This is a genomic window from Streptomyces sp. NPDC096323 (assembly GCF_040302845.1).
Lineage (GTDB): Bacteria > Actinomycetota > Actinomycetes > Streptomycetales > Streptomycetaceae > Streptomyces.
Genome location: NZ_JBEOSI010000007.1, coordinates 39,017 through 64,001, shown reverse-complemented (window position 1 = coordinate 64,001; position 24,985 = coordinate 39,017). Strand labels below are relative to the sequence as shown.

Below are 24,985 nucleotides of genomic sequence, written 5' to 3'. Positions count from 1 at the left end.
ACTCAGATCCCCACCGTGAAGCCGTTGGACCAGCCCTGCAGTTCCTGCATCATGCTGCCCCACGCGCCGGTCAGCAGGAGCAGCCCGGTCACGATCATCATGCCGCCGCCGATGCGCATGACCCAGACGTAATGGCGCTTGACCCAGCTGAACGCGCCGAGTGCCTTGCGGAAGGCGACGGCGGCGAGCACGAAGGGCACGCCGAGGCCGAGGCAGTAGGCCACGGAGAGTACGGCGCCGCGTCCGGCGGTCGCCTCGGTGAACGCCAGCGCGTTGACGGAGGCGAGTGTCGGCCCGAGGCAGGGGGTCCAGCCGATCCCGAAGAGGGCGCCGAGCAGCGGAGCGCCCACCAGCCCGGTGACCGGCTTCTTGTGGATACGGAACTCACGCTGCGTCATCCACGGCATCAGGCCCATGAAGAAGACGCCCATCAGGATCATCAGCACGCCGAGGACCTTGGAGAGGGTCCCGCTGTACTCCTGGAGGGTCTGGCCGAAGTAGCCGAAGAGCGCGCCGCCGGAGACGAACACGGCGGTGAAGCCGATCACGAACAGCGAGGCGCCCGCGACGGTTCTGCCGCGCCGGGCGTCGCCGAGATCCGTGCCGCTGACCCCGGTGACGTAACTGAGGTAGCCGGGGACGAGCGGCAGGACGCAGGGCGAGAAGAAGGAGACGAGTCCGCCGAGCAGGGCGATGGGCAGGGCGACCAGCAGGGCCCCGCTCAGGACGGTCTCGTTCTGCGTGGCGACGGCGAGGACGGTCACCTGATCACTTCTCCGCGATCAACGGGTCGATCATCTTGTGCAGCTTGGTGGCGTCGAGCGCGGCCAGCGAGCGTGCGGCGATCTTCCCGTCCCGGTCGATGACGAGCGTGGAGGGGATCGTCTGGAGGTTGAGCGTGCCCTTGGGGAAGCGCAGCATGAGCTTGCCCGCCGGGTCGTAGAAGCTGGGGTAGCTGACGTTCCAGTCCTTCTCGAAGCTGAGCGCCGGGCCTCGTTGCGGATCCCTGGTGTTGATCCCGAGGAACTGGACGCCCTGGCCGGCGGTCTCGTTCGCGACCTTCGCGAAGTGCTTGGCCTCCAGGCGGCAGGGGCCGCACCACGAGCCCCACGCGTTCAGGACGACGACCTTGCCCTTGTAGTCGGCGAGGTCGAGCTGCTTGCCGTCCAGGCTCTCGCCGTCGAGCTTCGGGGCGTCCGCGCGCTCGCCCTTGGCCACGGTGGAGATTCCGCCGGTTCCGGTGACGAAGTGCGTGTCACCGCCGCCACCGGTCTTGCTGCCCGAGGTGCACGCGCTCAGCGTCAGCGCGAGCGCGACGGCCGCCGCGGGGGCGGCGAGCAGGGTGAAGCGGCGTCGGGATGCGCGGCCATAGCTCATGTGAAAAGTTTCGCATGGCGGTTTCGGGGATCTTGGTCACCCCCCTCGGTGCCCGTAAAGCCCGTTGTCAGGCCTGTTTAAAGAACGTGTTCCAGCCACCCTCGGGCGCCTGACCGACCTCCAGCGTACGAAGCTTGGCGAGCACCGCCGGGTCCTGTACGTCGAGCCAGTCGACGAACTGCCGGAAGGATACGAGGCGCACATCCGGCTTCCCCGCGATGTGCTTGAGCGCGTCCTCGACGGCGTCCATATAGATGCCGCCGTTCCACTCCTCGAAGTGGTTTCCGATGTAGAACGGCGCGCGGTTCGTCTCGTACGCGCGCTGGAATCCGGTGATGTACGCCTGGGTGGCCTGGTTGCGCCAGCCCGGATAGCGCGATGGCATTCCCTTGGTCGAATTCTGCGACTGGTTGGCCAGGATGTTGTAGTCCATGGAGAGGACCTCGAAGCTGTGCCCGGGGAACGGGACGCCCTGGAGCGGCAGGTCCCATACGTCCATGCGCTTGGTGGGCCAGACCTGGGTGCCGCCGGGCGAACTGGCGTCGTAGCGCCAGCCCAGCTTCTTCGCGGTGGGCAGCAGATTGTCCTGTCCGAGCAGACAGGGGGTGCGACCGCCGATGAGTTCCTTGCGGTAATCGAAGGGCAGCGGATCGAGGTCGGTCCAGCCGGTGTTGGTGCGCCATTCGGTGACGAAGGAGATCGACTGATCGATTTCGCTCTGCCACTGGGAGGCCGACCAGTTCCCCACCGATCCGGACCCGGCGCAGAAATGCCCGTTGAAGTGCGTGCCGATCTCATGGCCGTCGATCCAGGCCTGACGCACGTTCTTCAGCGTCTCCTTGATGTGACCGTCGGTGAGATAGCCGATGTCGGAGGCGCCGATGGGGTTGCCCGGCGGCCGGTAGAGGGATTTCTTCGATTCGGGCAGCAGATAGATCCCGGAGAGGAAGAAGGTCATCGCCGCGTCGTGTTCCCTGGCGAGTTCCAGAAAACGCGGGAACAGTCCGTTGCCGACCTCGCCGGCGCCGTCCCAGGAGAAGATCACGAACTGCGGCGGCGTCTGGCCGGGTTCGAGCGGCACGGGCGCGGCCGGCTGGCGCGGCTGCTTCCCGGTGTCGGCGGTGGAGCCGTCACCGATGACGCGTACGGCCTTCTTCGCGGGTCCGTGTCCCTTGACCGCACCGTCGGCGCCCTTCTCTCCCCTGGCACCCTTCTCCGGTCCGGTCCCGCCCGTACCGGATCCGTCGGAGGAACTGCAGCCCGCCATCCCGACGGCGGCCGCGGCCCCAAGTCCGGCTCCGAGCAAACCCCTTCGGCTGATGTCGCTCATACCGTTCCCATCTGCGGTCGTTTTGCCCTAAGTACATACAAACTGGCAAAGGCTTAGATGGGTGAAGCAACACGGGCGTTCCTCGAATTAGCACACAATTCTTTACGCAACCAGCCCGCAGCCATGACCGAACACAGGACCGCCCCCGAAGCCCCCGAAAAACGGCACACCAAAACCCCGGACGCCCACATTCCGCCCGGTTGGCGCACATCTGATCAACAACGGGCCGCCGGGGCCCAATCAAGCCCTGCCCTGGCCCAGCGACTCCGCCTCGGACCGGGGGCGGTCACATCTCGGACCAGGCAGATCAAGCCCGTCATGGGGGTCCCCCCATGCCCTTCAGGCTATGGGGGAGATTGAGGACAAAGGCCCACCGGGTCGCACCCGGGCCACCCCCGCACCACCCCCGGGGCGGGCCCGAACCCGGAAACCCCCGGCCAACGGCCGGCTACGCGCCGAACCCCTTCGACGCCCCCTTCACCGGCTTCGCCCCCGCCAGCAGATGCGCCGGCACCAGATCCCGCGCCGGCTCCGAGTACCCGACCGACACGATCTTGTCGCCCTGGTACGTGAAGCTGGTCAGCGAGGCGAGCGTGCACTGCCGCTTGCGCGGGTCGTGCCACAGCCGCCGCCGCTCCACGAAACTGCGGACGATCCAGATCGGCAGCTGGTGGCTGACGCACACCGCCTCATGACCGCGCGCCGCGTCACGCGCCGCGTCCAGCGCGCCCATCATCCGTACGACCTGCTCGATGTACGGCTCACCCCACGACGGCTTGAAGGGGTTCGTCAGGTGCTTCCAGTTGTCCGGCTTGCGCAGCGCCCCGTCGCCGACACCGAAGGTCTTGCCCTCGAAGACGTTGGCGGCCTCGATGAGCCGCTCGTCGGTGGCGAGGTCCAGGCCGTGCGTCTTGGCGATCGGCGTCGCCGTCTCCTGGGCCCGCTCCAGCGGGGAGGCGACGACATGCGTGACGTCGCGCTTGTCGAGGTGCTCGGCGACCCGGTCGGCCATCTGCCGGCCCAGCTCGGAGAGGTGGTAGCCGGAACGGCGCCCGTAGAGCACGCCCTCCGGGTTGTGCACCTCTCCGTGGCGCATCAGGTGGACGACGGTGATGTCCTTCTCTCCGGCGTCGCCGGCTGCGGTGCTGCTGGTCTCGCTCATGCGGTGGCCTCCGAGGCGGCGCGGGCTGCGGCGGGCAGCGCGGCGGCGATCCGCTCCACGGCCCGGGTGTCGTGGGCGGTGGAGACGAACCACGACTCGAACGCGGACGGCGGCAGGTACACGCCCTGCGCCAGCATCGAGTGGAAGAACGGCGTGTAGCGGAAGGCTTCCTGCCGCTTCGCGTCGTCGTAGTCGCGCACCGGACCGTCGGTGAAGAAGACGGAGAACATGTTGCTCGCCGCCTGCACGGTGTGGGCGACCCCCTCCTTGTCCAGGGCCTGGCTCACCAGCCCCCGGATCTCGGCGGAGACCGCGTCGACCTTCGCGTACGCGGCGTCGTCCAGCAGGCGCAGCTGGGCGAGACCGGCGGCGGTGGCGACCGGGTTACCGGACAGGGTGCCCGCCTGGTAGACGGGGCCGGCCGGGGCCAGGTGCGCCATGACGTCGGCGCGGCCGCCGAACGCCGCGGCCGGGAAGCCGCCGCCCATGACCTTGCCGAAGGTCATCAGGTCGGGCCGCACCCCGTCGATGCCGAACCAGCCGGCCTTCGACGTACGGAACCCGGTCATGACCTCGTCGGAGATGTACAGCGCCCCGTTGGCGGCGCAGATCTCCTTGAGCCCGGCGTTGAAACCGTCCAGCGGCGGTACGACGCCCATGTTGCCGGGCGACGCCTCGGTGATCACACAGGCGATCTCGCCGGGCTGTGCGGCGAAGGCGGCCCGTACGGCCTCCAGGTCGTTGTACGGCAGCACGATCGTGTCGCCGGCCTGGGCGCCGGTGACGCCCGGCGTGTCCGGCAGGCCGAAGGTCGCAAGCCCGGACCCGGCGGCGGCGAGCAGCGCGTCGACGTGGCCGTGGTAGCAGCCGGCGAACTTCACGATCTTCGCCCGGCCGGTGAAGCCGCGGGCGAGGCGGATCGCGGACATGGTCGCCTCGGTGCCGGACGACACGAGCCGCACCTGCTCCACGGGCTCGATCCGGGCCACGATCTCCTCGGCCAGCGCGACCTCGCCCTCGCCGGGCGTACCGAAGGACGTGCCGCGGGCGACGGCCTCCTGGACGGCGGCGATGACATCGGGATGGGAATGGCCGAGAATCATCGGCCCCCACGAGCACACGAGGTCGACATACTCACGGCCATCGGCATCGGTGAGGTACGGACCGGTGCCGGAGACCATGAAGCGGGGCGTACCGCCCACGGCCCGGAAGGCACGTACGGGAGAGTTCACGCCACCGGGCGTCACGAGGGACGCGCGGTCGAAAAGACTCTGCGAAACTGGGGCGCTATAAGGAAAGCTCACACATGCCATGGTGTCAGAGCCACGGACGGACTTGCGGACGGGTGTTTCACCGCACGCCCGTGGGGGAGGTCACTGACACGATGATCGGGTTGCGCGGCGGGGGCTGTGTCTCCTAGTTAGTAGTCGGGTGGATGAGATATGCATCGCGGTGGCGGAGTGGGCGAAGGGACCGACGACCTGGGGCCCGAGCCTGCCCGGCGAGGTCGGCACCGGCGCGAGGCTGAGCGCAAGCAGGGCATACAGGCCGGTGGTGCGCAGGTCGGAGCCGGAAGCAGGAGCAGTGGCGGGATGGGGGTGACCTACAAGTACTTCGGTGCTCCCGACGGCGCGACTGCCGCACGCGTGCCCATTTCCATGCGCCCCGAGGAGCTCGGCGGCGATGAGCTGGGCATGGGCGGCATGTTCACCAAGATCAAGCCGGAGACCGTGGCCGCGATGGTCCTCACCGGCATACAGGGCATACCCCTGCACAAGGTTCCGCCGCTGGAGCTGGTCGTGCTGCACCCCGACTACGCGGTGGTCAAGCTCCCCATGACGGTCGTGGACCCGCTGCTCGGCGTGGGCGAGGAGTCCGTGGGAGCCGCGGCCTTCATCTGGTCGACGGTCCCGGACCGCGGCGGACCGCGTGACGCGTTCAACGTCTACCAACTTCTCCACGAGTGGCAGGACTTCTCCCACCGGCTGCACGACGCGGGGCATCAGGCGTACTGCCTGGTCTGGCCCTGACCCGCCCCCTGGCTGGGCCCCTGGCGAGGACTCCGTCGTCAATCGCCGTTAGTTATAGAATTGCCGCGTGAGCAGCGAGGATGCCGCCCTGGAGGCGTTGGGCGCACTGGGTGATCCGGTGCGGCGCGGACTGTACCGGCACGTCACCGGGACGCCCGGCGAGGTCGGGCGTGACGCCGCGGCCGAAGCGGTGGGGGTCTCCCGTTCCCTGGCCGCGTTCCACCTGGACAAGCTCGTCGAGGCCGGGCTGCTCGAGGTGTCCTTCCGGCGGCTTTCGGGACGCAGCGGGCCGGGGGCCGGGCGGCCCTCGAAGCTGTACCGGCGGGCCGAGGGGGAGCGCGCGGTATCGGTGCCACCCCGGTCCTACGACGCGGCGAGCCGGCTGCTGGCCGAGGTGGTGGAGCGGGCCGGGCTCGACGGGGAACTGCAGGCGGTGGCGCGGGCCGCCGGGGAGGCGTCCGGGGGCGCCTCGGACTGTGCGGCGGATCCGGTCGAGGTCCTGCGGTCCCGCGGTTACGAGCCGTTCCGGGACGGGGCGACCGTGCGGCTGAACAACTGCCCGTTCCACGCGCTGGCCGAACAGTTCCCCGCCCTGGTCTGCGGGATGAACCTGGCCGGAATCGAGGGGCTGCTCACGGGGCTGCCGGACGGGGACCGGTGGAGCGCGGTGATGGATCCTCTTCCGCGGGGGTGCTGCGTGGCGCTGCGGGCCGCGGACGCCGGGCCGGACGGCGCAGCCGACGGGATGCCGGAAGCCACGCCCGAATCCTAAAAACAGCATTCGTTGACTTTAGAAGGTGCGCCCGGGCATGCTGCTCTCGTGAGCGACTTCCACCTTGCCCAAGTCAACGTCGGGCGCATACTTGCCCCGCTCGACAGCCCTCAGCTGGCCGGCTTCGTCGCCCAGCTCGCGGAGATCAACGCCGTCGCCGATCAGGCCCCCGGCTTCGTCTGGCGCATGGTCGACGACAGCGGAGCCGACGCGACGAACCTGCGCCCCCAGGACGACGACGACCTGTTCCTGATCAACTGCTCGGTCTGGGAATCGGTTGAGGTGCTGCGCGACTACACGTACCGCAGTGACCACCTGAAGGTGCTGGCGCGCCGCCGGGAATGGTTCGAGCGCCTCGCCGACTTCCACGCCGCCCTGTGGTGGGTCCCCGCAGGACACCGCCCGAGCGTCGACGAGGCGATGGCCCGCATCGCCCTGATCCGCGAAATCGGCGAAGGCCCCGAGGCGTTCACCTTCCGGTCCCCGCACCCGCCGCCGGCCGGATCCCCCGCCGGACCCGGGCACGCCCGCCAGGACGACCCGCTCCCCCACTGAACACACGCCCGCCGAACACGCACGCCGCTGAGCGGGCGCGGCCGAACACACGGCCCACCCGGCGTCACCCCCGCCGCCCACCTGCACGAAGGGCATCCTTCAACCAGCCCTATCCAGCCATTCATTGGCCGAAGGGTGATCTTCAGTTGCTCTGCCGGACCTGCCGATGCAGGAGGCATCGACACTGAAGGAGGCCTGCCGTGGGCGACACTCTGCCGGCTCTGTCCATTCCCGTGCTGGTCTTCGCCTCCGGCATCTACGCGGCATGTCGGACCTGGTGGCGGCGCCGGCACCCGGCGCCGCCGTCCCCGTACACCCACCAGGCGGCCCGCCTCGCCGAACGCGCGATGCTCGTCGACGCCGAGCAGATCGTGGACGGCGCCTACGCGTCCCTCGGCACGCTGTACACCGGCCCCACGGCCACGGACACGCGCATTGCGGCCACCCGCGTCGCACCCGGGGCGGCTGCCCACGAGGACGACGACCGGCCGGCGCCGGCACCCGCGCAGACGAACTAGGGGCCAGGGCCGCGACGCGCAGGCGACCGCGTCGTAGGATCGGCAGCCATGCCCGGCTCCCCAGGTCCCCGACGCGACACCCGGGGCATCGTCGACGCCCCCGAGCTGCTCACGCACGTACGCTTCCGGCGTCGAGTGCCCGCCCCCGCGCTGCGCCCGTATCTGGAGCACTACTGGCTGATCGACTGGGACCTGCGCGAGCCGTACGCCTCCCACCTGGTCCCGCACCCCAGCGTCAACCTGGTCTTCGAGCGGTACCCGGGCTGCGGCGACGAGGAATCCGGGTTCGCGGAGGTCTCGGGCATCGGCCTGGAGCTGTTCACGCAGAAGCTGGAGGGGCGGGGGCGGGTCTGCGGTGTGCAGTTCCGGCCGGGCGGCTTCCGGCCGTTCGCCCCGGACCGGCCCGTGTCCGAGTGGACGGGCCGCCGGGTCCCGGCCCCCGAGGTGTTCACGCCCCCCGTGCCGCCGTCGGCCGTGCTGGACCCGGCGCAGGAGGACGCGCGGGTCGCGGCGCTCGACGCGTACCTGCTCGCGCTCGGTCCTCAGCCGGACCCGCAGGCCGACCGCGCGATGGCCCTGGTCGACCTCGTGCGCACGGACCGCACGGTCCGCCGCGTCGGCGAACTGGCCCGTGCCGAAGGGCTGTCGGTGCGGTCGCTGCAACGCCTCTTCGCCACGTACGTCGGTGTCGGCCCCAAGTGGGTCATCCTCCGCTACCGCATCCATGAGGCGCTGGAGCGCGCCGAGTCGGACCCGGAGGTGGACTGGGCGCGACTCGCCGCGGATCTCGGGTACAGCGACCAGGCGCACCTGGTCAGGGACTTCACCGCGACGGTCGGCGTCCCGCCGACCGCGCTGGGTGCCCGCTGACTGTCAGTGCCCCGTCCTACAGTGCTGACATGGAGCGCACCGCAGCAGCATTCGTACGGATCGAGCCCTGGTCGGACAGCGACTTCGAGCTGCTCCGCCGTGCAAACGCGCCGGAGCTGATGGACCATCTGGGCGGGCCCGAGACGCAGGAGCAGCTCATAGGACGGCACGGCCGCTACGTGGCGCTGAGCGCGGACCGGGAGGGCCGGGGCAGGATGTTCCGCATCGCGCTGCCCGGTGAGGCCGAGGCCGTGGGCACCATCGGTTTCTGGGAGCACACCTGGCAGGGCGAGGAGGTGTACGAGACGGGGTGGGCCGTTCTCCCGGAATTCCAGGGCCGGGGCATCGCGTCGGCCGCGACGGCGGCCGTGGCCGAGCAGGCGCGCGCCGCGCACAAGCACCGCTACCTGCACGCCTATCCGTCGGTGGACAACGGCGCTTCGAACGGGGTGTGCCGCAAGGCGGGCTTCACGCTGATCGGCGCGTGCGAGGTGGAGTACCCACCGGGGCACCCGCTGCTGACCAACGACTGGCGGCTGGACCTCCACCCGGAGCGCTGACCCTCAACGGCGGAAGGCCGCGCGCCCGCGCCTGGCTGCGCAAAGCGTTTGACGGGTACGGCCACCTCATGGATATTTATCTGCGTCACGCAGCTTATGCGCTGCACAGCCACTGCCCCGGTCGCCACACCACTGCCGGGCTCAGTCACCCAGGAGACCCTCCATGCCCACCCTTGTCACCGGCTGCCGCGGCCGCGTCGGCTCCGCGCTCGTATCGCTCCTGCACCAGGGCGGCCACGCCGTGCGCGCAGGCTCCCGCAACCCCGAAGGGCTCTCACTGCCGGCGGGCGTCCCTGCCGTGCCCTGCGATCTCGGCGACCCCGGCACCTTCGCGGCCGCCCTGGACGGCGTCGACTCCGTCTTCCTCTACGCCGAGCCGTCCCACATCACCGCATTCCTCACCGCAGCGCAGACCGCCGGCGTCACGCACATCGTCCTGCTCTCCTCCAGCTCCGTCCTCGACCCGGACGCCGGATCCAACCCGATCGCCGCCTCCCACCACGCGGTGGAGCAGGCACTGACCGCATCGCCCCTCACCACGACCCTGCTGCGCCCCGGCGCCTTCGCCGGCAACGCCTGCCAGTGGTCGGAGTCCTTCCGGTCCGGCCGCCCCGTCGACCTGCCCTACCCCCACAGCGCGACCAGCCCCATCGACGAGTCCGACATCGCCGAAGCCGCACACGCCGTCCTCACCGACGCGCGGCTGCGGGGCTCCGCGTACCACCTGACCGGCCCCGAATCCCTGACCGCGGCCGAGCAGGTCGAGATCCTGGCCGCCGCGACGGGCAGCCCCGCCGCCTTCCGCACCGTGAGCAGGGCCGCCTGGAAGGACGCCGTGTCGCCCTTCGTGCCCGAGCCGATCGCCGAGGCGCTGCTCGACTACTGGGCCGCCACGGACGGCTCCGCCGCCGAAGTCACCGGCGAGACGGAGAAGCTGACCGGCCGTCCGGCTCGTACGTTCGCCGCCTGGGCCACCGAACACGCCGCCGCCTTCCGCGCCTGACGAGCGCCCGCCCGCCTCCCGAATCCCGTGGCCGCTCTCCCCGCCCCGATGGCATTCTGACCAGGTGAACGGACCCGAGATCCACCTCGAAGTCGACCCCGGACTGCGCCTCTTCGTCGCCCACGAACGCCGCCGCGGCCGGACGACCGTGACCACCGACGGCTCGTCCACGCTCGGCCACGTCGTGGAATCGCTCGGCATCCCGCTCACCGAGGCAGGACAGCTCCTCGTCGACGGACGCCCCGTGCCGGTCTCACACATTCCCGCGGCGGGCGAACTGGTCGAGGTCCGTGCCGTTCAGCGCCCGCAGCACGTACCCGGCGCACCCCTGCGCTTCCTGCTCGACGTCCACCTCGGCACCCTCGCCCGGCGGCTGCGGCTGCTCGGCGTCGATGCGGCGTACGAGAGCGAGGACATCGGCGACCCCGCGCTGGCCACCCGCTCGGCGCAGGAGCAGCGGGTCCTGCTCTCCCGGGACCGGGGACTGCTGCACCGGCGCGAGATCTGGGCCGGGGCCTACGTCTACAGCGACCGGCCCGACGCGCAGTTGCGTGACGTACTGGAGCGCTTCACACCACGTCTCGCACCGTGGACGCGGTGCACGGCATGCAACGGACCGCTCACGGCCGCCGACAAGGACTCCGTCAGCGGGCAGCTGGAGCACGGCACGCAGCGGTCGTACGACGTCTTCGCCCAGTGCACGGAGTGCGGCCGGGTCTACTGGCGCGGCGCCCACCACGCCCGCCTCGAGGCGATCGTCACCGAAGCGGTCCGCGACTTCGGCAACGCCCTGGCCGGGCCCGGCCCGTCGGGCGGCTGAGCCGGGGCCGGGCCGCCGTCCGTCAGGCGGCTGAGCCCGCACGCCGGACCGTCAGGGCACGTCGCGCAGCCGCTCGATCTGCTGCGCGCTCAGCTCCACCGTCCGCCGCATATGGGCGATGAGGAAGGCGACCTCGTCGTTGCCGTACTCCTCGAACAGGGCCGCCCAGCCGCCGTTCAGCCGCTCCCAGACCGCGCCGAACTCCGCCATCCGCTCGGGCACGGTCGCGACGAGCACCCGCCGCCGGTCGGCCGTGTCGCGCGCACGGGTCACATACCCGGCCCGCTCCAGCCGGTCGACGAGCCGGGTCGCCGACCCGGTGGTGAGCCCGGTCAGCTCCGCGACCCGCCCCGTGGTGACCGGCCCGTCCTCCAGACCGAGCAGGTTCAGGCACTGCAGATCCGTCGGGTGCAGCCGCAGATGGTCGGCCAGCGCCTGGTTGAACAGGGCGTACGACGCCATGTAGCGGCGCGAGGTGACGGCCAGTTCGGCCAGCAGCGCGCTGCGGCCCGGGGCGGATGACTTCTGCGGCATGCAGAGAGTGTACGGAGCAGACACCACCGGCACCGTGCACCGATCGCCCACACAGCTGCCCCTGCCCCAGCCCCCTGCCACTGCCCTGCCTGAAGTCCGGCCGAGTCAGCACGACCAACGCTCGACGCCACCGCTGCCGACGCCACCGCTGCCGACGCCACCGCTGCCGACGCCATCGCGTCACGGCACTACCGCGTCACGGCGCTACGGATGTTCGGCGGTCAGATAGCGCTGGACGGTGGGCGCGAGCCACGCGATCACCTCTTCGCGGTCCATCGACACTGCGGGCGGGATGCGCAGGACGTAGCGCGCGAGCGCCATGCCCAGAATCTGCGAGGCCGCGAGCGCGGCCCGGCGCGGCGCGTCGGCGGGGTCGGGGCAGACCCCTGCGGCTATCGGACCGAGCTGCTCGGCGAAGACGGCCCGCATCCGCTCGGCACCGGCCTCATTGGTGACGCCGACCCTGAGCAGCCCGGTGAGCACGTCGTCCTGCTCCCAGCGGTCCAGGAAGTGGCCGACGAGTACGGCACCGATGTGCTTGCCGGGCATCGCCCCGAGCGCGGGCATCCGCAGGTCGATCACGGACGCGGCGGCGAACAGCCCCTCCTTGTTCCCGTAGTAGCGCATCACCATCGACGGGTCGATGTTCGCGTCGCGGGCGATGGACCGGATGGTGGCGCGCTCATAACCATCGGCCGCGAATCGCTCGCGGGCCGCTTCGAGGATCGCGGCCTTGGTGGCATCCGAGCGGCGATGGGACCCCGGGGCTCTCGTCGTCATGCCAACAACTGTAGGCCAACACCTGTTGACATGCCAGTGTGGCCGCTCTACATTTGCCAACAAGCGTTGACCCACAAGCGTTGGCATTCGGCACAGGGAGACCGCCATGAACAGCAGCTCCGACTCCGGCACCAGCACGAACCACGCCACCACCCCCGCCTCCACCCCTGACCCGACCGTCGACGTACTCGTCGTGGGGGCGGGCCCCACCGGACTGCTGCTCGCGGGCGACCTCGCCGCCCAGGGCCTGTCGGTCACCGTCGTCGAACGACGGCGCCACGAGGCGGGAAACCTCACCCGGGCCTTCGCCGTGCACGCCCGCACGCTCGAACTGCTCGACACCCGCGGGCTCGCCGACGAGCTGATCAAGACCGGCACCACCCTCAGCGCCCTCCGCCTCTTCGGCCGGCTGGGCCTCGACCTCTCCCGGCTGCGCACCCGGTTCCCGTTCCTGCTGATCACCCCGCAGTACGAGGTCGAGCGCCTGCTGGAGCGCCGGGCCCGCACTGCCGGGGCGGACCTGCGCTACGGGGCGGAGCTGACGGACCTGGACCGGGCGTCGCACCCGGACACGGTCACCGCAGGCATCCGGCAGGCCGACGGCACGCCGGCCACGCTCACGGCGCGCTATGTCGTGGGCACGGACGGGGTGCGCAGCTCGGTGCGCCAGGCCCTGGGTCTCCCCTTCCCGGGCGAGTCCGTGATCCGGTCCATCGTCCTGGCCGACGTCAGACTCACCGAGGAACCCGCCGCCCTCCTGACGGTCAACGGCGTGGGGGACGCCTTCGCCTTCATCGCACCCTTCGGCGACGGCTGGTACCGCGTGATGGGCTGGGACCGGACGCACCAGGCAGCCGACGGCGACCCGGTCGGGCTCGACGAGCTCCGGGAGATCGCGCGCCGCGCGTTCGGCACCGACTACGGGATGCATGACGCCCGCTGGATCTCCCGCTTCCACAGCGACGAACGTCAGGTGCCCGCGTACCGCACCGGACGGGTCTTCCTCGCCGGTGACGCCGCTCACGTCCACTCGCCCGCGGGCGGCCAGGGAATGAACACCGGTCTCCAGGACGCCGCCAACCTCTCCTGGAAGCTGGCCGCCGCGCTGCGGGGGCACACGACGGACCCCGAGGCGCTCCTGGACAGCTATCACGCCGAACGCCACCCGGTCGGCAAGAAGGTGCTCCGCGCCAGCGGCGCGATCGTCCGCCTCGCCATGGCCCGCGGCCCGCTCCAGCGCACGGTCAGGGCACTGGTCGCCCGGGCGCTGTCCGCGGTCCGTCCGGCCTCCGACCGGGCCATCGGCATGATCTCCGGCATCGGGATCGGGTATGCGGCGCCGCGCGGCTCCCACCGGCTCACCGGAAAGCGCGCTCCCGACCTCGGCCTGGTGGAGGGGCGCCTGCACCACCTGCTGGGCGAGGGCGCGTTCGTGCTCGTCACCCCGGCCGGCGTGCCCACACCCGCCTCACCCGCGCCGGTCCTGCACGCCCACTGGCCGGGCGACCGGACGACGGCCCTCCTGGTCCGCCCCGACGGCTACATCGCCTGGGCGGCCGACCGGACCGACCCCGCGGCCCTCCAGGCCGCACTGGCCCGATGAACCGCCCGCAGCGGTCGAGGTGGACGTGGGCACGCGCGCGGGCACCGACGGCTTCAGAAGACGTACTCGTCCCCTGTGGCAGGCGCCAGCACCTCGTGCTCGCTGTTCTTCGGGTTCCGGTCGCTCGCCCCGCCGTTCCACACGGTGTCGATCCGTACGACGACTTCCGTCGGCCGGCCCGCGAGCTGCAGTTCGAGGGCGAGCTGCGACTGCGCGGTGCCGTCCGCGCGCAACGCACCCGTCCGGCACAGCACGGTCGCCCGGTCGGCCTGCAGGCACTCCTGCGGCAGCTCCTGGCGACCCGCCAGCCGTACGGAGGTCCTCACCCGCACGGTCACGCCGGACAGATCCGACGGCCCGCGGTTCTCGCTGCGCAGCCAGACCCCGAGCCCGGTACCCCACAGCGAGACATGCCCGTGGTGCGACACATCCGCCTCCGGCGCGATGCTCCGCACACCAGCCGCATCCCAGGCCGCATCCCCAGGCGCACCGACAGACGCACCCACGGGGTCACCGACGGCCTCGGCCGTCCCGCCCGCACCCAGCGCCACCGTCGACGCCATCGCCGCCGCAGCGGCCGCCCCCAGCAGAGTCCTACGCGTCACTACCATGCCCTGAAGATACAGATCCTCACGAATTATCCTTATTTACCCACCGGTTCGGCGCGTCCCGGATGCGCCCGCATGGCACCCTGCCCCCATGTCCGTGCTCCGCTCCCTCGCCCTCTTCGCCGTCGCCGCCCTCTTCGAGATCGGCGGTGCCTGGCTGGTCTGGCAAGGGGTCCGCGAGCATCGCGGCTGGGCCTGGATCGGCGGGGGCGTCATCGCCCTGGCGACGTACGGCCTCGTCGCGACGCTCCAGCCGGACGGCCAGTTCGGGCGGGTGCTCGCCGCGTACGGCGGGGTCTTCGTCGCGGGGTCGATCGCCTGGGGCATGGCCGCCGACGGCTACCGGCCCGACCGCTGGGACGTGACGGGTGCGCTGATCTGCCTGGCCGGCATGGCCGTCATCATGTACGCCCCCCGCAACCACTGACCGCGCCCCTGCCTATCCTGGCCCCGTACCGATCAGCTGCCCGAGGAGCCCGCCATGGCCGCATCCCCCATCGCCGTCATCACCGGAGCGAGCAGCGGCATCGGCGCCGCGACCGCCCGGCAGCTGGCGGCCGCCGGCTTCCGCGTGGTGCTGACGGCCCGCCGCAAGGACCGCATCGAGGCGCTCGCCGCCGAGATCACCGAGGCGGGCCACGAGGCCACGGCCTACGCCCTGGACGTCACCGACCGGGCAGCGGTCGACGAGTTCGCCACCGCGTTCCGCAGCCTCGCCGTCCTCGTCAACAACGCGGGCGGCGCGCTCGGAGCCGACCCGGTGGCCACCGGGGACCCGGCGGACTGGCGCCAGATGTACGAGACCAACGTCATCGGCACGCTCAACGTCACCCAGGCCCTGCTCCCCGCCCTCACCGCGAGCGGCGACGGCACCGTGGTCATCCTCTCCTCGACCGCCGGACTCTCCACCTACGAGGGCGGCGGCGGCTACGTGGCCGCCAAGCACGGCGAGCACGTCCTGGCGGAGACCCTGCGCCTGGAGATCGTCGGCACCCCGGTCCGCGTCATCGAGGTCGCGCCCGGCATGGTCAAGACCGAGGAGTTCGCCACCACCCGCTTCCGCGGCGACGAGGAGAGGGCCGCAAAGGTCTACGCGGGCGTCGACGCACCGCTCACCGCGGACGACGTGGCCGACACGATCACCTGGGCCATCACCCGTCCCAGCCACGTCAACATCGACCTCCTGGTGGTCCGCCCCCGCGCCCAGGCCTCCAACTCGAAGGTCCACCGCACCGTCTGACGCGCCACGGACGGCAGGCCCCGCAGGGGGCCTCAGCCCTTCACGCAGACGATCTGCTTCAGCTTCGCGACGACCTCCACCAGGTCGCGCTGCTGGTCGATGACCTTCTCGATCGACTTGTACGCGCCCGGAATCTCGTCGACGACGCCGGAGTCCTTGCGGCACTCCACGCCCCGCGTCTGGTCCTCCAGGTCCTTCGTCGAGAAACGCCGCTTGGCGGCGTTACGGCTCATCTTCCGGCCCGCGCCGTGCGAGGCCGAGTTGAAGGACTTCTCGTTGCCGAGACCCTTCACGATGTACGAACCGGTGCCCATCGAGCCCGGGATGATCCCGAAGTCACCGGAGCCGGCCCGGATGGCCCCCTTACGGGTGACCAGCAGGTCCATGCCCTCGTACCGCTCCTCCGCCACGTAGTTGTGGTGACAGGAAATGACCGGTTCGAAGGTCACCTTGGCCTTCTTGAACTCCTTGCGGACCACGTCCTGGAAGAGCGCCATCATGACCGCACGGTTGAGCTTCGCGTACTCCTGCGCCCAGAAGAGGTCATTGCGGTAGTCCTGCATCGGCGGGGTGTCCGCGAGGAAGACCGCCAGGTCACGGTCCACCAGACCCTGGTTGTGCGGCAGCTTCTGCGCCTGGCCGATATGGAAGTCGGCCAGCTCCTTGCCGATGTTCCGGGATCCGGAGTGCAGCATCAGCCAGACCGAACCCGACTCATCAAGACAGACTTCGATGAAGTGATTGCCACTTCCGAGCGTTCCCATCTGCTTCGTGGCACGTTCCTGACGGAATCTGACCGCTTCGGCCACCCCGTCGAACCGTGCCCAGAAGTCGTCCCAGCGGGTCGCCCCGAGATCGTGCAGCCGGGCCGGGTCCACCGGGTCGTCGTGCATTCCGCGGCCCACCGGGATGGCCTGCTCGATCTTCGACCGGAGCGGGGACAGGTCACCGGGCAGGTCGTTGGCGGTCAGGGACGTCTTCACCGCGGACATGCCGCAGCCGATGTCCACGCCCACCGCCGCCGGGCAGACCGCTCCGTGCATCGCGATCACCGAGCCGACCGTGGCACCCTTGCCGAAGTGGACGTCCGGCATCACGGCCAGCCCCTTGATCCACGGCAGGGTGGCGACGTTGCGCAGCTGCTGCATGGCGACGTCCTCGACCGAAGCCGGGTCGGCCCACATGCGGATGGGGACCTTCGCGCCCGGCACCTCTACATACGACATAACCCCTCGATTCCCCCGAAAATACTGAAAGCGCAAAACCGGTGCCAAGGTCGGCAAAAGAGTCGGTCGACCGGCATTCACGGCGGCGCGTGCGATAGACATTGTGTCCACCGGCCGCCATCGAGCGGCAACCGTTTTTCGTGCGAAGGGAGCCCAGGACCGTGCGACGAATGGCGTACGTACCAGGCGCCGTGCTGATCGCAGCACTCGTCGCCGGCTGCAGTGCCGGCACCGAAGGCGGCGCATCCGCCACCGACAGCAAGCCCGGCACCCTGGCCGCCTCCGCCGCGCCCCCGGGCAAGTACCGCACCCTTCCCGAGGCCTGCCGCGCCATCCCGCTCGCGACCTTGAAGGACCTGCTGCCCGGCGCCGCGCAACTGCCCGAGGCCCAGCAGGAGAAGGTGTACGAGGGCACCCCCGCCGGAACGTTCGACACGGACCGCCGCGTCGGCTGCCGCTGGAAGTCCGACGCACCCGACTCCTCCCGCAGCATCGTCATCGACTTCGAGCGTGTCGTCTCGTACGACCCGGCCGTGAGCGACGACGACCGTGCCCGCGAGGTGTACGCGAAGAAGGAGGAGGCCGCGGACCTTCCCTCCGTCTCCGTCCCGTCCGTCGACGCCGAGAAGGGGACCGCTTCGCCCGGCAGCTCACCGACGAGCGCCGGCGGAGCCGACGGAAAGACCGGCGGGAAGACGGACGCGACGCCCGGCGCCGGCCCGGACGGCGGCGCGACCGGGAGCGCGGACAACGCCGCCGGTGCCACCCCGGACGGCGACACGGGCGGCAACACAACCGGCGACACAACCGGCGACACGGCCGGAAGTCCCGCCGAGAACCTTCAGCCCCGCGTCCTCGACCAGCTCGGAGACAGCGCGTTTCTGGACGATCTGCTCACCCGGGCAGGTTCCACCGCACAGCACCGCACGGTGAGCGTGGTATTCCGCACATCGAACGTCATCGTGACCATCGAGTACACCGCGCAGCCGGCCCTGACCACCGAGGTCCCCGACAGCAAGGAACTCCAGGAGAAGGCCCAGGCGCTGGGCGAGAAGCTGGTCGACGGGCTCAGCGGATAGCCCCGCCCCCGGCCGCTGCGGGCGGGGCTCGGGCCACCCCGCGGGCCTCCCGGCCGAGGCGGCGTCCGGGGCCGGTCCGTCGTACCGTGGCCCTCCGGAACCACCCGCCGGCCGACCGCCCGTCCCCTGCCCACCGATACGCCCGGCACCTCGACGCCGCGCCACCCGAGTGAAGGAACCATGCACCGATCAGCCCCGCGACTCGCCCGCATACTCGCCTGCGCCGCCGTTCCGGTGATGCTCGTCGTCGCCGGCTGCTCGTCGGACTCCGACGGCAAGAAGGACGACGCCACCTCGTCGTCCGCGTCACCGACGAAGACCGAACCGGCCGTCGCGCCGGCCAAGTTCGCCGAACTGCCCGACCCGTGCAAGTCGGTCACCGCGAAGACGGTCAGGTCCCTGGTGCCCTCGGCCAAGGACAAGGGCGGCATCCGCGGCAAGTCCAGCGACACCTCCGCCCGCGGCGGCTGCTCGTGGAACGGCCTCGACGACAACGGCGTCAAGGGCTCCCAGTACCGCTGGCTGGACGTCGGCTTCACCCGCTTCGCATCCGACCAGTCCCTGGGCAGCGGCGCCGAGCGCGCCCAGGCGGACTATACGAAGCAGGTCGCCAAGGCCCAGGCGACCGAGGGTGCGAAGAAGCTCGCCACGGCCCCCCTCGGCTCGATCGGCGAAGAGGCCACGAAGATCACGTACGACCTCACCAAGACGGGTGAGGACTTCAAGTACGTGACCGTTGTCGCACGTACGGGGAACGTCGTCGTCACCGTCAACTACAACGGGGCCGGCTACGCGGGCGCCAAGGCTCCCTCTGCCGCGGACATCCTCGAGGGCGCCGAGAAGGCCGCGAAGGAGGCAGTGGCCGCGGTGGCGGCCGCCAACGACAGCGGACAGCCGAGCGGCTCGTCGAAGCCGTCCACGCCGCCCAAGCCCTCCAGCACCGCCAAGGCCAAGGCGAAGGCCTCCGCCTCGGGCAGCAAGACGGGCTGACCGCCCGCCCGATTCCTTGCCCGGCGGAGCCCGGTTCTCGCCCGGGAACCGGGCTTCGCCCCTCCCCGCGCGATGCCCCGCGCCGGCATGTGCCAGGCTGTGCCCGCCAGAACTCGAAGTCGTCCCGCTGGACCGGACGTCGGAGACAAAAGAATTGGGGAGGGGTCGCGGGTGGCCGCGATGCAGCTGACACGCACGCACCGGATACTCATCGGGCTCGTGGTCGCCGGTGCGGTGCTCATCGCGGCCATCGGTTTCGCGGGCTCGTACGCGGCCGTGCGCGAACTCGCCGAAGAGAAGGGGTTCGGTACCTTCTCGCTCGTCTTCCCGATCGGCATCGACGCCGGGATCTGCGTCCTGCTCGCGCTGGACCTGCTGCTGACCTGGCTGCGCATCCCGTTCCCGCTGCTGCGTCAGACGGCCTGGCTGCTGACCGCGGCGACGATCGCGTTCAACGGCGCCGCCGCCTGGCCCGATCCGCTGGGCACCGGCATGCACGCGGTCATCCCGATCCTGTTCGTCGTCTCCGTCGAGGCCGCCCGCCACGCGGTGGGCCGGATCGCCGACATCACCGCCGACAAGCACATGGAGGGCGTCCGCCTCACCCGGTGGCTGCTCTCCCCCGTGCCGACGTTCCGGCTGTGGCGGCGGATGAAGCTGTGGGAGCTGCGCTCCTACGAGCAGGTCATCAAGCTCGAACAGGACCGGCTGATCTACCAGGCCCGCCTCCAGGCCCGCTTCGGCCGCAACTGGCGCCGCAAGGCCCCCGTCGAGTCCCTGATGCCGCTCCGCCTCGCCAAGTACGGCGTCCCGCTTGCCGAGACCGGCCCCGCCGGACTCGCCGCGGCCGGGATCGAGCCCGTCCTGCTGCCGCCGGCCCCGGTCGCCGCCGTGGCCGTGGCGACCCCGTCCCAGCCCGAACTCGCGTCTGCGGCCCCGCAGGAGCAGCAGAGCCCGCAGCCGGTTCAGCAGCAGGAGCAGTACGCCCAGACGGTTCCCGGCGAGTGGGCCGACGAGCAGCAGCCGGGGGAGGGCCCCGGTCCGGATGTCAGCCCGTGGTTCGCGGCGCAGGTTCCGGACGGGGCGTACGAGGGTGCGTACAACCCGATGTACGTGGAGGGGCTGGAGCCGACCCCGGTGATGATCCCGGCGGGACCCGGGGGCCGTACCCGCCCGCTGGGAGACGTCGGCACGATCGGTGCGGTGCCCGGTCCCCGTACCGAGCAGATGCCGATGGCCCCCGGGGGCGAGCAGCAGGCACAGGACCAGGAGCAGTTCCCGGCCCAGGCGCAGCAGCCGGGGTCCGTCGTCGAGGCCGCCGACGAGTGGGCCGAGGAGTGGGCGCAGGAGGACGCGGAGTTCAGCGAGATCGCGTACGGGGCCTTCGCCGAGTTCGTGAGCCAGCAGCACACGTACCCCAGCATCGAGGCTCTCGACATACACCTGTCGGACCGCCACAACGTGCGGCATCCGCGCAGTGCGGCCCTGCTCCGTCAGTTGATGCACGGTTTCAAGAACCGGTACCACGCGGAACTCGAGGCCGACCACATCGCGTGACCGCGACGAACGAGTAACCGCAGAACGGCTGAGGGCCGTCACCGCATCCCCGGGTGACGGCCCTCAGCCGTGTGCGTGTTCCCGCTCCCCTCGCGAACCGCAATGTCTCGAAGGAGACAGTCCCGGTACGTCCTAGGTGCTCTACACGTCGTGCGCCGGCCGTCCTAGATTCGATGGTGTGCCGCGGTGAACGCGCCTCCGGCATTGTCAGGGCATGTTCGAATTCACCGGCCAACAAGGGGAATCTCCGATGACGACAACCAAGGGCCGAGGCGTTCTCTGGGCGTTGGCCGCCACGTCCCTGCCCATGTTCATGGTCTCGCTGGACAATCTCGTCGTCACGAACGCGCTGGCGCAGATCAGCAAGGACTTCGACGTCAGGCAGTCGGAGCTGCAGTGGGTGATGAACGGCTATGTGCTGGCCTTCGCCGGTCTGCTGCTGGCGGGCGCGGCGCTGGGTGACCGGTTCGGCAGGCGGCGGGTGTTCCTCGGCGGGATCGCCCTGTTCACGGCGTCGTCCGTGGCGTGTGCGATGGCCGGTTCGGTGGTGACGCTCGTCATTGCCCGGGTGGCCCAGGGCGCGGGCGCCGCGGCGATCCTTCCGGTGTCGCTGACCCTGGCCGTCGGCGCGGTCTCCCGTGCGCAGCGGAACCTGGCCGTCGGGGTGTGGGGCGGCGTCAACGGCCTCGGCATCGCGGCCGGTCCGCTCGCGGGTGGTCTGGTGACCGAGAAGATCGAGTGGAGCTGGATCTTCTGGATCAATGTGCCGGTCGGTGTGATCGCGCTGCCGCTCGCCCTGTGGGCGGTCGGTGAGAGCCGCGGCAAGGAGCGGAGCCTGAACGTCCCGAGCATGGTGCTGGTGACCGCTTCGGTCGTCTCGGCGGTCTGGGGCATCGTGTCGGCGGCCGACCACGGCTGGACCGACCCCGTCACGCTGGCCGGGCTGTCGCTGACGGTGGTCCTGGCGATCGGGTTCATCGTCTCCGAGCGCAACAGCGGGCACCCGCTCATCCCCGCCCACATGTACCGGGCGCCGGCGTTCGTGCTGAGCAACGTGGTGTCGATCACGATGTACTTCGGTGTCTTCGGGTCGATCTTCTTCCTCACGCAGTTCCTGCAGGGTCCCATGGGCTACTCGCCGTTCGAGGCGGGGCTGCGCACGATTCCGTGGACGCTGGCGCCGATGTTCGTGGTGCCGGTGGCCAGTCAGTTCGTGGACCGGATCGGCGGCGGGGTGCTGCAGGCGGCGGGCTGTGCGCTGCAGGGGGTGGGGCTGGGCTGGATCGCGCTGGTCGTCACGCCGGACGTCGGGTACGGCGCGATGGTGCCGGCGCTGGCGCTGGCGGGTATCGGCATGGGGCTGGTCTTCGCGGGGAACCCCGCCACGGTGATCTCGGCGGTGCCGGAGAACGAGCAGAACAAGGCGTCCGGCGCCAACAACACCAGTCGTGAGTTCGGCGGTGCGCTCGGTGTGGCGGCGCTGACCACGGTGTTCAGCCGGCAGTTCGCCGACAACACCTCGGGCGACCCGGCGGCGGCGTTCACCGACGGCCTGCAGGCCGCCCTGTGGATCGGTGTGGCCGTGGTGATGCTCGGCGCGGTGAGCGGTCTGTTCATCCGGCGCGGAGCGGAGCGGGCCGGCGACGCGGTGGCCGGGGAGAGCCCGGTGCCGGTGCCGGCCGGCTGAGTGTTCAGACCGGCCGACAGAGAGACCCTCCTGGGGACCGCTACCGCGCTCCCTCGCCGAGCAGCCCGGCCGCCGCCAGCAGCGCGTCCCGGCAGGTGTCCTCGTCGACGCCGGGCACCGCACAGGCCAGCAGCAGCACCCGGCGGGTCTCCGCGGACACCGCCTGGTGCACGCCGTCCCGGTGGGCGAACTGCGACAGCACGCGCTTCTCGTCGGCGAGCACCAGCACGCCCGCCTCCAGGGTCACCGGCCCGTCGGCGCCCAGTGCGGTGAACTCCTCGGTGCCGTCGGTCAGTCGGAGCGTCACCTGGCCGTCCAGCATGTCGCGGTCGAACAGGCCGAGCGCGACGAGGTCGCGTACCGCCACCGCGTTGACCGCGTCGACGGCCGGGTTGATCTTCGGCCAGGCGCCGAGCGGCTTGGCCCGCAGTCCCCGGTCGATCAGCGCCTGGATGGAGGGCGGCCGCTTGTCGGGGTGGCTGCCGAGCAGGCGGCTCAGCTCCCGGTAGGCGGCGACGTTCGGGGCCGCGCGCACCTCGGCGCGGCTCGCCCCGGTCCACCGGGCGTGCGCCTCGGCCCAGACCGCGTCGGCGGGCGCGGGGCCGGCGGTGGGGATCTGCGCCTCCAGGGTCAGGACCTGGACGCCGGGCACGAGGGCGCGGGCCTCGGGTGTCACGGCGACCTTGCGGAAGGTGGGAGTGCCCTGGGCGGTGGTCATCGGGTTCCTCCGGAGAAGGTGAAGTGTCCAGCGTGTGCGGGTCCATGTCCTCGGCGGTGAGGACGCGTTCGGTGTCGTGCGCGTCACCGGTCCGCCACCCGGCAGCAGGCCCTCAGCGCACCGAGCGGCCCCGCGGGGCGGCGATCAGCTCCTGCGCCAGCGCCTTGTTCACCGCGTCGATGCGTGACACCGCGTCCAACTTGTCGAAGATGTTGCGCAGATGGCGCTTGACGGTGCCTTCGGTGATGCCGAGCCTGCCCGCGATCTGCCGGTTGCTCATGGCCTCGGCGACACACGTCAGCACCTCGCGCTCGCGCGGCGACACCGGACCGGCTTCCTGCTCGCGCGACCGGTCGCCGCCGGCCGTGCACCCCGAGCGCGGCACCAGGATGGTGATCTGGTCGTCCTCCCGCGCGGCGTTGCGGACGGCGCTCAGCAGCGCCGCCCGCGAGACGCTCTTGTGCAGGTAGCCCCGGGCGCCCAGCCGCAGCAGTTCACGGACGAGCGGCTGGTCGTCGTACATGGTGAGGATGATGATGCGCAGGCCGGGAAAACGCTCCAGCAGCCCGCGTACCGCAGCCCGGGGATGGTGTTCGGGCATCTCCACGTCGAGCAGCACCACATGCGGCTGGTGCCGTTCCACCAGCTCGGCGAGTCCCCGCCCGCTGCTCGCCTGGGCCACGACCTGCAGGTCGTCCTCCGCGTCGAGCAGTTCGGCCAGCGCGGTGCGCAGCAGCGTGTGGTCGTCGGCAGCGAGGATGCGGATCGGTTCAGGTCGCGCGTTCAACGGAATCACCTGGGAGGTCCATCAGGGGGATCGTGAAGGTGACCCGGGTGCCGCCGTCGTCGGGCGCGCTGGTGAACAGGATGGTGCCGCCGAGGAGTTCGACCCGTTCGGTGACCGACGCGATTCCGTTCGCCCGGCCGGCCATGGTGACCGCGGAGACGTCGAAGCCGTGTCCGTCGTCCTCGATCAGCGCCTGCAGTTTGTACGGTGCGATGTCCACCGCCGCGAGCACGTGCTCGGCGTCCGCGTGGGCCAGGGAATTGCGCAGGCACTCCCGCACCACGAGGAACACCTCGTCGAGCACGTCCTGCGGGGCCCATTCCTCACTGCCGTTGACCTGGATCCGCACCTTGGAGGGAGTGATCTCCATCGACTCCAGGAACGCGGTGAACGCCGATTCCAACGTGCCTTCGCGGTCGGCGCGGCGCAACTGGGTGACCAGGTCGCGGATGATGCCGAGGGACTCGGTGAGGGTGTCCTTGACGGCGCCGATCCGGGCGGCGACGTCGTCGGGTCTGGATTCCCAGGTCAGTTCGTGCAGTTCCATACGGCGCAGGGCGAGGCTGACGTGGTTGCCGAGGTGGTCGTGGATCTCGCGGGCCAACTGCCGCTGGCTCGCGGCGTTGACCTCCCGCACGGTGTTCAGCAGATAGGTGTCGTGGCCGATCGCGCCGGCCTCCAGCCGTCTGCCGATCCCCCGCTGCAACGTACGCACACCGGCCTGGAAGCCGTCGAACTCCGCGGGCGCGTCCACCATCGCCCGGCCGAGCGCGTCGAAGACGATGTCGAAGAGGATCATTCCGGCACGGATGGAGTGCACGGCGTCGATGCCCTGAGTCGCCCGCTCCACCCCCAGGCCCTCGACCTGCTGGATCAGCCGGTCGCGTACGTCGGCCCGGCCGTGCCGCAGGCTCTCCGCGCAGTCCCTGATGATCCGCTCGGCCTGCAGGTCGCAGGTGTGCCAGATCTCTTCGGTGGCGACCAGGGGGCTTTTGATCTTTTCGAGCCGGTCCCGGTAGTCGGACAGTAATTCCTCGGTCCGTCCCAGAAGTTGTTCGGCCGTGTCGGATTCGATAAAACCCGGATGCATCAGAAGAGCCCCCACCCTCACCAGAAAACGACTCTCGGATCATCATCGTACGGTTACGGACTGTCAACGTGACTCCGTCCGGTACCTCA

The 24,985-nt window shown here is 70.7% G+C and carries 27 protein-coding genes; 15 read left to right on the top strand and 12 right to left on the bottom strand.

The genetic code is table 11. The features are described from left to right. Positions 1-2 precede the first annotated feature (2 nt). From ABTX18_RS20255 to hemL, 5 genes are all read right to left on the bottom strand, one after another. Positions 3-764: a cytochrome c biogenesis CcdA family protein gene (locus ABTX18_RS20255; protein WP_352124089.1), complete on the bottom strand. Its 762-nt coding sequence runs from the start codon at positions 762-764 to the stop codon at positions 3-5. Between the two features lie 4 nt (positions 765-768). Beyond that, positions 769-1,377 (bottom strand): TlpA family protein disulfide reductase, encoded by a 609-nt coding sequence (locus ABTX18_RS20250; protein WP_352124088.1) that lies wholly within the window; start codon positions 1,375-1,377, stop codon positions 769-771. Between the two features lie 67 nt (positions 1,378-1,444). Continuing rightward, the gene (locus ABTX18_RS20245) at positions 1,445-2,707 is read right to left on the bottom strand and encodes a polysaccharide deacetylase family protein (RefSeq protein WP_352124087.1); all 1,263 of its coding nucleotides are present in this window, start codon (positions 2,705-2,707) and stop codon (positions 1,445-1,447) included. Positions 2,708-3,155: 448 nt separating this feature from the next. Continuing rightward, the gene (locus ABTX18_RS20240) at positions 3,156-3,869 is read right to left on the bottom strand and encodes a histidine phosphatase family protein (RefSeq protein ID WP_352124086.1); all 714 of its coding nucleotides are present in this window, start codon (positions 3,867-3,869) and stop codon (positions 3,156-3,158) included. Continuing rightward, positions 3,866-5,182: a glutamate-1-semialdehyde 2,1-aminomutase gene (gene hemL, locus ABTX18_RS20235; protein ID WP_352124085.1), complete on the bottom strand. Its 1,317-nt coding sequence runs from the start codon at positions 5,180-5,182 to the stop codon at positions 3,866-3,868. Before hemL ends, ABTX18_RS20240 begins: the two co-directional genes overlap by 4 nt. Before the next feature lie 279 nt (positions 5,183-5,461). Between hemL and ABTX18_RS20230 the strand changes: the two genes are divergently transcribed. The 8 genes from ABTX18_RS20230 to ABTX18_RS20195 all read left to right on the top strand — a co-directional run bounded on the left by ABTX18_RS20230 (position 5,462) and on the right by ABTX18_RS20195 (position 10,997). Continuing rightward, positions 5,462-5,899: a hypothetical protein gene (locus tag ABTX18_RS20230; RefSeq protein ID WP_352124084.1), complete on the top strand. Its 438-nt coding sequence runs from the start codon at positions 5,462-5,464 to the stop codon at positions 5,897-5,899. Between the two features lie 67 nt (positions 5,900-5,966). Beyond that, positions 5,967-6,671, top strand: a complete 705-nt coding sequence (locus tag ABTX18_RS20225) for a helix-turn-helix transcriptional regulator (protein WP_352124083.1) — start codon at positions 5,967-5,969, stop codon at positions 6,669-6,671. Positions 6,672-6,719: 48 nt separating this feature from the next. Further along, positions 6,720-7,226, top strand: coding sequence for a DUF3291 domain-containing protein (locus ABTX18_RS20220; protein WP_352124082.1), 507 nt, complete (start codon positions 6,720-6,722; stop codon positions 7,224-7,226). 200 nt (positions 7,227-7,426) lie between these two features. Beyond that, on the top strand, positions 7,427-7,744 hold the full coding sequence (locus tag ABTX18_RS20215) for a hypothetical protein (RefSeq protein ID WP_352124081.1): 318 nt from the start codon (positions 7,427-7,429) through the stop codon (positions 7,742-7,744). Positions 7,745-7,792: 48 nt separating this feature from the next. Next, the gene (locus ABTX18_RS20210) at positions 7,793-8,614 is read left to right on the top strand and encodes a DUF6597 domain-containing transcriptional factor (RefSeq protein ID WP_352124080.1); all 822 of its coding nucleotides are present in this window, start codon (positions 7,793-7,795) and stop codon (positions 8,612-8,614) included. Positions 8,615-8,643: 29 nt separating this feature from the next. Then, a complete protein-coding gene (locus tag ABTX18_RS20205) occupies positions 8,644-9,174 on the top strand; it encodes a GNAT family N-acetyltransferase (RefSeq protein WP_352124079.1) in 531 nt (176 codons plus the stop codon). Between the two features lie 163 nt (positions 9,175-9,337). Next, positions 9,338-10,177, top strand: coding sequence for an NAD(P)H-binding protein (locus ABTX18_RS20200; protein ID WP_352124078.1), 840 nt, complete (start codon positions 9,338-9,340; stop codon positions 10,175-10,177). A 64-nt stretch (positions 10,178-10,241) separates the two neighbouring features. Further along, positions 10,242-10,997 (top strand): Mut7-C RNAse domain-containing protein, encoded by a 756-nt coding sequence (locus ABTX18_RS20195; protein ID WP_352124077.1) that lies wholly within the window; start codon positions 10,242-10,244, stop codon positions 10,995-10,997. Between the two features lie 51 nt (positions 10,998-11,048). Here the strand turns inward: ABTX18_RS20195 and ABTX18_RS20190 are convergent, their stop codons facing one another. Then, positions 11,049-11,531, bottom strand: coding sequence for a MarR family winged helix-turn-helix transcriptional regulator (locus ABTX18_RS20190; RefSeq protein WP_352124076.1), 483 nt, complete (start codon positions 11,529-11,531; stop codon positions 11,049-11,051). 204 nt (positions 11,532-11,735) lie between these two features. Then, positions 11,736-12,311 (bottom strand): TetR/AcrR family transcriptional regulator, encoded by a 576-nt coding sequence (locus tag ABTX18_RS20185; RefSeq protein ID WP_352124075.1) that lies wholly within the window; start codon positions 12,309-12,311, stop codon positions 11,736-11,738. Between the two features lie 106 nt (positions 12,312-12,417). Here ABTX18_RS20185 and ABTX18_RS20180 point away from each other — a divergent pair, with 106 nt between their 5' ends. Continuing rightward, the gene (locus ABTX18_RS20180) at positions 12,418-13,914 is read left to right on the top strand and encodes an FAD-dependent oxidoreductase (protein ID WP_352124074.1); all 1,497 of its coding nucleotides are present in this window, start codon (positions 12,418-12,420) and stop codon (positions 13,912-13,914) included. A 53-nt stretch (positions 13,915-13,967) separates the two neighbouring features. On the opposite strand, the gene ABTX18_RS20175 is transcribed toward ABTX18_RS20180, so the two are convergent. Beyond that, positions 13,968-14,525, bottom strand: coding sequence for a hypothetical protein (locus ABTX18_RS20175; protein WP_352124073.1), 558 nt, complete (start codon positions 14,523-14,525; stop codon positions 13,968-13,970). An 88-nt stretch (positions 14,526-14,613) separates the two neighbouring features. On the opposite strand from ABTX18_RS20175, the gene ABTX18_RS20170 reads away from it, so the two are divergent. After that, positions 14,614-14,949, top strand: a complete 336-nt coding sequence (locus ABTX18_RS20170) for a YnfA family protein (RefSeq protein ID WP_352124072.1) — start codon at positions 14,614-14,616, stop codon at positions 14,947-14,949. A 54-nt stretch (positions 14,950-15,003) separates the two neighbouring features. Further along, positions 15,004-15,762: an SDR family NAD(P)-dependent oxidoreductase gene (locus ABTX18_RS20165; protein ID WP_352124071.1), complete on the top strand. Its 759-nt coding sequence runs from the start codon at positions 15,004-15,006 to the stop codon at positions 15,760-15,762. 32 nt (positions 15,763-15,794) lie between these two features. Here ABTX18_RS20165 and ABTX18_RS20160 read toward each other — a convergent pair whose 3' ends face one another. Then, positions 15,795-16,988, bottom strand: coding sequence for an RtcB family protein (locus ABTX18_RS20160; protein WP_352124070.1), 1,194 nt, complete (start codon positions 16,986-16,988; stop codon positions 15,795-15,797). A 170-nt stretch (positions 16,989-17,158) separates the two neighbouring features. Between ABTX18_RS20160 and ABTX18_RS20155 the strand changes: the two genes are divergently transcribed. The 4 genes from ABTX18_RS20155 (at position 17,159) to ABTX18_RS20140 (ending at position 22,301) form a co-directional block, all read left to right on the top strand. After that, complete coding sequence (locus ABTX18_RS20155) at positions 17,159-18,067, top strand: DUF3558 domain-containing protein (protein ID WP_352124069.1); 909 nt, start codon at positions 17,159-17,161, stop codon at positions 18,065-18,067. 180 nt (positions 18,068-18,247) lie between these two features. Beyond that, complete coding sequence (locus ABTX18_RS20150; protein WP_352124068.1) at positions 18,248-19,057, top strand: DUF3558 family protein; 810 nt, start codon at positions 18,248-18,250, stop codon at positions 19,055-19,057. 171 nt (positions 19,058-19,228) lie between these two features. Further along, positions 19,229-20,614 (top strand): DUF2637 domain-containing protein, encoded by a 1,386-nt coding sequence (locus tag ABTX18_RS20145; protein ID WP_352124067.1) that lies wholly within the window; start codon positions 19,229-19,231, stop codon positions 20,612-20,614. A gap of 250 nt (positions 20,615-20,864) precedes the next feature. Further along, complete coding sequence (locus tag ABTX18_RS20140) at positions 20,865-22,301, top strand: MFS transporter (protein ID WP_352124066.1); 1,437 nt, start codon at positions 20,865-20,867, stop codon at positions 22,299-22,301. Positions 22,302-22,341: 40 nt separating this feature from the next. On the opposite strand, the gene ABTX18_RS20135 is transcribed toward ABTX18_RS20140, so the two are convergent. The 3 genes from ABTX18_RS20135 to ABTX18_RS20125 form a co-directional block, all read right to left on the bottom strand. Continuing rightward, entirely contained in the window at positions 22,342-23,019 is a 678-nt protein-coding gene (locus tag ABTX18_RS20135; protein ID WP_352124065.1) for a phenylalanine--tRNA ligase beta subunit-related protein, read from the bottom strand. 112 nt (positions 23,020-23,131) lie between these two features. Continuing rightward, entirely contained in the window at positions 23,132-23,806 is a 675-nt protein-coding gene (locus ABTX18_RS20130; protein ID WP_352124064.1) for a response regulator, read from the bottom strand. Beyond that, positions 23,790-24,896 carry a sensor histidine kinase gene (locus ABTX18_RS20125; protein WP_352124063.1) on the bottom strand — a complete coding sequence of 369 codons (1,107 nt, stop codon included), beginning with the start codon at positions 24,894-24,896 and terminating at the stop codon, positions 23,790-23,792. Before ABTX18_RS20125 ends, ABTX18_RS20130 begins: the two co-directional genes overlap by 17 nt. Positions 24,897-24,985: the final 89 nt, after the last annotated feature.